Below are 6,023 nucleotides of genomic sequence, written 5' to 3' on the forward strand. Positions count from 1 at the left end.
GTGCCGTCGGGCTGTCCGCCCGCATTCGCAGGCCGGGCGTCGCGCGGGTCCGGGCGAACGAAACCGTCCCGCGGGTCGTCGGCGGGCGGCATCGGGGGCCGGGACGGTACCGGCCGATCCGTGGACGGGCGGTGCCGCTCGTCGGGCCGGTGCGCGTCGGGTTCCGGCCGGGGGCGCGGCTCGACGATGGGCCACTCGCCCTGGTGCGGGCGGGGCCGGTCGGCCGGTGGGCGCTGCCAACGCTGGTCGGTGCCCGGCCGTGCTGGGGCGGTGGCTTGCGGGTCAGCCGGACGGTGTCGCTGTGCGCCGTACCGGTCGGGCTCGCCCTGCTGCGCGGGTCGCCCGTTCTCGGGTGCCCGGCGCTGGGTGTCCGGGTACGCGGCGGCCTCGCGACCCGGCGCACGGTCGTCCCACCGGCCACCCGCCGGTTCGCGCCGGTCGGCCGGGGGACGTGGGCCGGGCTCGCGCCAGCCGTCAGGGCCGGGTTCACGCCGTCCGTCGTGGCCCGGCCCGCCCCATCCGGGATCACGCCGGCTCGGCTCGCCCCAGCCCGGCTCACGCCGAGCCGGGTCGCTCCAGCCGGCCGCGTTCCGCTCCGGCGGCGGCACGGCATCGTCGCGCCGGTCGACGCCGGGACCGCGCCGGCCACGGCCGGGATCGCTCGGTGACGGCTCCGGCAAGGGGCCACGGCGTCCGTCGGGCAAAGGCTCGCGGCGCCCGCCGGGGGAGTGGTCCCGGCGAGCATCGGGTGGCGTGCCCCATCGCTCGCCGGAAGCCGCCGGGCGACCGTCGACCGGGGTGCGCCTGCCGTCCGCCGGGCGGTCGGGCCGGTGCGGGGCGGGGTGCGGGGTCTCGTTCGGCTCCGGCATCCAGCCCGGCTGGGCGGCCCGGCGCGGTGCGCCCTCGGGGTGTACCCAGCGTTGGTCGAGCCGCTCCGGCGGCGGACCGGGGCGGCCGGCCGGTCGGCGCTCGCCGCCGTCCCGACCGGGCAGGAGATCCCGGCGGCCGTCCGCGCCGGGGCTGTCGGGATGCCCGCGCCGCTCGTCCGGCCCCGCGGGGCGCCGTCCGCCGGGACCGGCGGCACCCGTCGGGTACGCCCCGCGCGAGGCCGCCGGCCCGTCCAGGTACGCGGCGCGTGGCCCGGCCGACCCGGCTGAGTGCCCGCCGCGTGGCCCTGCCGGACCGTCCGGATACGCGCCACGCGGCCCTGTCGGTCCGTCCGGACGCCCGTCGCGTGGGCCCGCCGTTCCGTCCGGGTGCGCGCCGCGTGGCCCGGCCGGGCTGGTCGGGTATGCGCCGTGTGGACCGGCGGGGCTGACCGGGTACGCGTCCGGCGCACCGGCAGGGCCACCGCGGTGCGCGTCACGCGGGCCCGCCGGGCTGACCGGGTCCGCCCAGCGTGGACCGGCGGGACTGGTCGGATGCGCCTCGCGTGGACCGGCACCGACGGGGTAGGCGCCGTGCGGGCCGGCGGGGCTGACGGGCTCACCGCGACGCGGGCCGGCCGGGCCGACGCGCTCACCGTCACGTGGACCGACGCGGTCACCGGTACGCGGACCCGCCGGACCGACGGGGTACGTGCCGTGCGGACCGGCGGGGCTGACGGGCTCACCGCCGCGCGGGCCGGCCGGACCGACCGGATGACCGGCGGCCGGGCTGACCGGGTGGGCGTCGCGAGGGCCCGCCGGACTCACCGGGCGCCCGCCCTCGTGCGCCGGGGGTCGGGGACCGGCGGGGCTCACCGGGTACGTGTCCGCGTCGGGGGCGGGGCTGACCGGGCGTACCTCGGCCCGGCCGACCACGGCGCGAGGACGCGGCGTCAGGTTCTCGATGCCGATGTCACCGGGGTAGCGCTGCCCGGGGAACTGCGGCTGCCACTCGTGGGTGGGCTCGGCGGCCCAGGCCGGTTCGGCCGGCTCGCGCCAGCTGCCCCAGCCACTCATCGGCAACCCCTCCCGCCGCTCGCGCGGGACGGCCCCGGGGCCGGCTCGCGTCGCTCGCTCACGGCGGTGTCACCTCATTGGAAATTCTCGCGCTGGGGCGCCGGACGTGCCGGTACAGTCGCCCGGTCCAGCACGTCGTGGCTGCGGAAGGAGGGTAACGGCGTGGGCTCGGTCACCGCCACTGTGGCACCACCCACCGGCGCACACGTTACCCCATGGTTTCGGACATTCGGCGCGATCGCGGCGGCCGGGTTCCGTCGGCACGCGACCTACCGTCAGGCCGCCGTGGCGGGGTTGTGCACCAACACCGTGTTCGGCTTTCTGCGCTGCTACATCTTCCTCGCGGCGGCGGGTGCGGCGGGCACCGTGGCCGGCTACGACCGGGCGCAGCTCGCCACGCTCGTCTGGGCCGGCCAGGGTCTGCTGGCGGTGATCGCGATCTGGGGCTGGACCGATCTGGCCGACCGGATCCGTACCGGCGAGGTGGCCGCCGACCTGCTGCGGCCGGTGCATCCGGTGACCAGCTACCTCGCCACCGACCTGGGCCGGGCCGGGTTCGCGTCGCTGGTCCGGCTGGTGCCGCCGCTGGTGGTCGGCCCGTTCTTCTTCGCCGTGTACGTGCCCCGGCACTGGGCCACGGTGCCGCTGTTCCTGCTCTCCGCGGTGCTCGCGGTGGTGGTCTGCTTCGGCTGCCGCTACCTGGTCAACGCCACCGCGTACTGGTTGCAGGACGTCCGGGGCCCGATGATCCTGTGGACGCTCGGCTCCGGCGTGCTGGCCGGGCTCTACTTCCCGCTCGGCTTCCTGCCCGGCCCGCTGGAGGCGGTGCTGCGGTACGCCACCCCGTTCCCCAGCATCCTCCAGGTGCCGCTGGACGTGCTCGTCGAGCGGGAGCCGATGTCCGTCGGTCTCACCCTGGTCGGGGTGCAGGCCGGCTGGGCGGTGCTGCTGCTGGCGCTGTGCCGGCTGGTGCAGCGCCGCGCCGAGCGTCGTCTGGTGGTCCAGGGTGGCTGAGCTGGCTGAGCTACGGGCGTACCGGGCGCTGCTCGGTGCGCAGGCGCGCTCGCAGGCGGCGTACCGCACCTCGTTCGTCGTGGACCTGGTCGGCAACGTGGGCGCCACCGTGTTCGACGTGGTCACCGTCCTGGTGATCTTCGGCGTGACGCGGGAGCTGGGCGGTTTCACGCTGCGCGAGACGCTCGTCGTGGTCGGCCTGTCGTCGTGCGGCTTCGCCACCGCCGACCTGCTGGTCGGCAACATCGAACGGCTTCCCCGGTACGTGCGCACCGGCCTCTTCGACGCCGTGCTGGTACGCCCGCTGGGGGCGCTGCCGCAACTGCTGCTGATGGACCTGCCGTTGCGCAAGCTGTCCCGGGCCGTGTTCGGGCTGGCAGTGCTGCTGTTCGCGCTCGTCTCGGCCGGCATCGACTGGACGCCGGGCCGGGTCGCGCTGGCGGTGGTCGCCCCGCTGGCCGCGGTGGTCTTCTTCGGCTCGGTCTTCGTGCTGACCGCCACGGTGTCGTTCTACTGGGTCGACTCGGGCGAGCTGGCCAACGCGGTCACCTACGGCGGGCGCGACTTCACCTCGTACCCGGTCACCGTGTACGGCGGGTGGTTCCGCGCGCTGTTCGCGTACGGGATGGGGTTCGCCTTCGTCAGCTACCACCCGGCGCTGGCGCTGCTGGGCCGCGCCGACCCGCTCGGCCTGCCGCAGTGGGCGGGCTGGGCCGCGCCGGGCGTCGCGGTGGTCGCGGCGGCGCTGGCCGCCCTGGCCTGGCGCGTCGGGGTCCGCCACTACCGGAGTACGGGGTCATGAGCGTCATCGAGATGGACGGGCTGCGCAAGGAGTTCACGGTACGGGTGAAGGCCGGGCCGCTGCGGCGCGAGAAGCGGACGGTGACCGCCGTGGACGGGGTCGACCTGCGGGTGGAGCGCGGCGAAATGCTCGGCTACATCGGCCCGAACGGCGCCGGGAAGTCGACCACGCTGAAGATGCTCACCGGCGTGCTGACGCCGTCGGCGGGGCGGGCCCGGGTGTGCGGGCTGCGGCCGGTGGCCGACCGGACCCGGCTGGCGCTGCGGATCGGGGTGGTGTTCGGGCAGCGCTCGCAGCTGTGGTGGGACCTGCCGCTGCGGGACTCGTTCGACCTGCTGCGGCACGTCTACCGGGTGCCGGCCGGCGCGCACGCGGCCCGGCTGGCCCGCTGCCGGGACCTGCTCGACCTGGACGCGTTCCTGGACACCCCGGTCCGGCAGCTCTCGCTGGGTCAGCGGATGCGCGGCGAGCTGACCGCGGCGCTGCTGCACGGCCCGGAGGTGCTGTTCCTGGACGAGCCGACGATCGGCCTGGACGTGGTGAGCAAGCAGGCGGTGCGCGGCTTCCTGGCCGAGCTGGGCCGGGCCGGGGACACCACGCTCGTGCTCACCACGCACGACCTGGCCGACATCGAACGGCTGTGCCGGCGGCTCGTGGTGATCGACCACGGGCGGGTGGTGCACGACGGGTCGATCGCCGAGCTGCACCGCCGGTACGGCTCGCGCCGGATGGTGGTCGCCGAGCTGGACGCGGCGCTGCCCGAGCCGCCGGTGCTGCCCGGCGCGCCGGTGCAGCGGGTGGAGGCGGACGGGCGGCGGCTGGTCTTCGCGCTGGAACGGGCGAGCGTCGCCGAGGTGGTGGCCGGGCTGGCCGGCCTGACCACCTTGCGGGACATCTCGATCGTGGAGCCGGACATCGAGGAGGTGGTGACCCGGCTCTACCGCGCCCCGGCCGGGCCGTCCGCCGTCACGGGTGCTCCATGACGAGTACGGCGAAGGTGCCGGGGGCCAGTGCCTCGTACCGGTGCGGGGTGTCGCCCGGGAAGGTGGCGTAGTCGCCGGGCTCCAGCTCGACCAGGTCGGTCTCGGGACCGACGCGCATCCGGCCGGCGGCGACCACGACGTGCTCGACGCTGCGCGGGGTGTGCGCCTCGGCGAGCCGTACCGCGCCGGGTTCCAGCTCCATCACGTAGACGTCGCGGCGGGCGTGCGGCGCTCCGGCGGCGAGCAGGGTGGCCGAGAAGTCGGCGTGTTCGGACCGGATCCGGGGCCCCTGCCCGGCCCGTACCACCCGGACGGCGGCGGTGGGTGGTTCGACCAGGCGGCTGAACGGTACGTCCAGCGCCACGCCGAGTGCCCAGAGCGTCTCCACGCTGGGGTTGCCGGACCCGGACTCCAGCTGGGACAGGGTGGACTTGGCGATCCCGGCGCGGCGGGCCAGCTCGGTGAGCGACAGGCCCGCCCGCTCGCGTTCGCGGCGCAGCGCGGCGGCGATGGTGGCGAGTGGGGGAGCGGGGTCGATCGCCATGTGTTCGCTCCATCGGTCGGTTTGTTCGGTTTGACGAACGAGCGTGCTCCCGTTCAGGATAATGGACATGCGTACGGCATACCGAACGGGCGACGCCCGGGTGCTCCGCGACGTCGCCGCCATCGGCGCGGCGATGCTCGCCGTGGGCGCGTCGTTCGGTGCCGTGGCGGTGGCCGCCGGCCTGCCCGTGTGGGCCACGCTCGCCATGTCCGCGTTCGTCTACGCCGGCGGCGCCCAGTTCATGGCCGTCGGGCTCGTCGTGGCCGGCAACCCGATGGCGGCGGTGCTCGCCGGCCTGCTGCTCAACGCCCGGCACCTGCCGTTCGGCCTGGCCCTCGGCGGTGCGCTCGGCACCCGGCGCGCGCAGCGGCTGCTCGGCAGCCACCTGATGACCGACGAGGCGACCGCGTTCGCGCTCGCCCGCCCGGCCGGGCCGCAACGGCGCCGGGCGTTCTGGCTCGCCGGGGTGCTGCTGTTCCTAGCCTGGAACGCCGGCACCGCGCTCGGCGTGCTCGCCGGCGGCGCGGCCGGTGACCCGGCCGTCCTGGGACTCGACGCCGCGTTCCCCGCCGGGCTGGCCGCCCTGCTGCTGCCCAGCCTGCGCGACCGGGAGACCCGCCGGGTGGCGCTCCTCGGCGCCGGCCTGGCAGTGCTGGCGACCCCGCTGCTGCCGGCCGGGCTGCCGGTGCTGCTCGCGTTCGCCGCGCTGGCCCTGCCCCTGCTGGCCCGCCGCCGTC

Annotated in this window: 5 protein-coding genes; 4 read left to right on the plus strand and 1 reads right to left on the minus strand. The window is 76.5% G+C overall.

Translation table 11 applies throughout. From position 1 onward, the window contains the following. Window positions 1-2,105 precede the first annotated feature (2,105 nt). The 3 genes from EAD96_RS02660 to EAD96_RS02670 are packed head-to-tail and all read left to right on the plus strand — an operon-like array spanning window position 2,106 to window position 4,742. Window positions 2,106-2,957: an ABC-2 family transporter protein gene (locus EAD96_RS02660; protein WP_121683140.1), complete on the plus strand. Its 852-nt coding sequence runs from the start codon at window positions 2,106-2,108 to the stop codon at window positions 2,955-2,957. Window position 2,958: 1 nt separating this feature from the next. Further along, a complete protein-coding gene (locus EAD96_RS02665) occupies window positions 2,959-3,759 on the plus strand; it encodes an ABC transporter permease (protein ID WP_030273041.1) in 801 nt (266 codons plus the stop codon). Further along, on the plus strand, window positions 3,756-4,742 hold the full coding sequence (locus tag EAD96_RS02670; RefSeq protein ID WP_121683138.1) for an ATP-binding cassette domain-containing protein: 987 nt from the start codon (window positions 3,756-3,758) through the stop codon (window positions 4,740-4,742). The genes EAD96_RS02665 and EAD96_RS02670 overlap by 4 nt, the downstream gene beginning before the upstream one ends. Here EAD96_RS02670 and EAD96_RS02675 read toward each other — a convergent pair. Beyond that, the gene (locus tag EAD96_RS02675; RefSeq protein ID WP_013287712.1) at window positions 4,726-5,286 is read right to left on the minus strand and encodes a helix-turn-helix domain-containing protein; all 561 of its coding nucleotides are present in this window, start codon (window positions 5,284-5,286) and stop codon (window positions 4,726-4,728) included. The two genes, EAD96_RS02670 and EAD96_RS02675, sit on opposite strands and share 17 nt — an antisense overlap. 67 nt (window positions 5,287-5,353) lie before the next feature. Here EAD96_RS02675 and EAD96_RS02680 point away from each other — a divergent pair. Continuing rightward, window positions 5,354-6,023, plus strand: a 670-nt coding sequence (locus EAD96_RS02680) for an AzlC family ABC transporter permease (protein ID WP_121683139.1), incomplete at its 3' end; no start/stop codon positions are given.

Source organism: Micromonospora sp. BL1 (assembly GCF_003667485.1).
GTDB lineage: Bacteria > Actinomycetota > Actinomycetes > Mycobacteriales > Micromonosporaceae > Micromonospora > Micromonospora tulbaghiae.

Bases quoted from the DNA above. Each gene is read 5' to 3' on its own strand.
- EAD96_RS02675 (WP_013287712.1), bottom strand. From the start codon at position 5,286: ATGGCGATCGACCCCGCTCCCCCACTCGCCACCATCGCCGCCGCGCTG.
- EAD96_RS02670 (WP_121683138.1), top strand. From the start codon at position 3,756: ATGAGCGTCATCGAGATGGACGGGCTGCGCAAGGAGTTCACGGTACGG.